1 protein-coding gene and 1 pseudogene are annotated in these 1,191 nt (G+C 71.5%); both read left to right on the forward strand.

Annotation, left to right across the window (positions count from 1 at the left end):
• Positions 1–11 precede the first annotated feature (11 nt).
• On the forward strand, positions 12–311 hold the full coding sequence (locus tag ASG00_RS00985; protein WP_045247959.1) for a chorismate mutase: 300 nt from the start codon (positions 12–14) through the stop codon (positions 309–311).
• A 159-nt stretch (positions 312–470) separates the two neighbouring features.
• Positions 471–1,191: pseudogene (locus tag ASG00_RS00990) on the forward strand (hypothetical protein); the annotation flags it as partial.

A 1,191-nucleotide genomic window follows, 5' to 3' on the forward strand; every position in this document is an offset into this window, starting at 1 on the left:
AGGAGGCCATCTTGTCCGACACCACCGACCCGCGCGTCGCGCTCAGCCGCCTGCGCGCCAGCATCGACAACATCGACGCCGCCCTCATCTATCTGCTCGCCGAGCGGTTCCGCAGCACCACTCAGGTCGGCCATCTCAAGGCCGAGCACGGCATGCCTGCCTCCGACCCGGCACGCGAGGAGCAGCAGATCGCCCGACTGCGCGCGCTCGCCGCCGACGCCGACCTCGACCCCGCCTTCGCCGAGAAGTGGTTCAACTTCGTGGTGGCCGAGGTCATCCGCCACCACACCGCCGCCGCCGACGCGCGCTGAGCGTTCCTCTCGGAAGATCCATCGCCTGGGGGATGAATCCCCCCGGGCTCGCCCCCTACGATGGACGCGAATCCTGCACGTCGCGCTCCGCACGCGCGCGCTCAGGAGCGCTTCGCCGGCGGAGCGCATGACCGACCTCGACGAGTAAGGCGCCGCATCATGAGCGACACCCCCGCGCAGCAGGGCAGCAACGGATCCTTCGACCAGCTCATCCAGAGCGGCGGCGAACACACCTATTTCACCGTCGGGTTCCGCGGATACGACCGACAAGAGGTCGACACCGCGCTCGCCGACCTGCAGGGCAAGCTGCAGCGCGCGACGGCTGATCTCGCCGCCGCCGCTGAGCGCCGTGACGCCGACGTCGAGGCGGCACGCGCGGAGGAGCGCGTAGAGGCCGACAAGGCGAAGGCGGACGCCGACAAGGTGAAGGCGGAGGCCGAGAAGGCGAAGGGTGCGAGCGCCAAGGCCGACGCCGACCGTGAGAAGGCCACCGCGAAGCTCAAGGCCGACCTCGCCGCTGCGGAGGCGCGCGCCGCCGATGCCGAGGCGCGGGTGACCGCGCTGACCACCGAGTTCGCCGAGGGCGGTCTCGAGCGCGACGGCGACGAGCCGCAGAGCCGGCAGCAGTTCGAGGCGGTGCTGCACGTCGCGGAGGAGCAGGCGAACCTGCTCATCCAGAACGCCGCGCAGCAGGCCGAGCGCCTGCTCGCCGCCGCCCGTGAGGAGATCACCGAGCGTCGTGCGACGCTCGACTCCGACACCGCCCGCATCCTCGCCCAGGCGCAGCACGACGCCGACCAGGTGCGCCTGAAGATCGACACCGAGTACACCGCGCACGAGGCCCGCATCGAGCGCGAGGCCGCGCACGCCGCGGAGAAGG

The organism is Microbacterium sp. Leaf351 (assembly GCF_001423825.1).
Taxonomy (GTDB): Bacteria; Actinomycetota; Actinomycetes; order Actinomycetales; family Microbacteriaceae; genus Microbacterium; species Microbacterium ginsengisoli.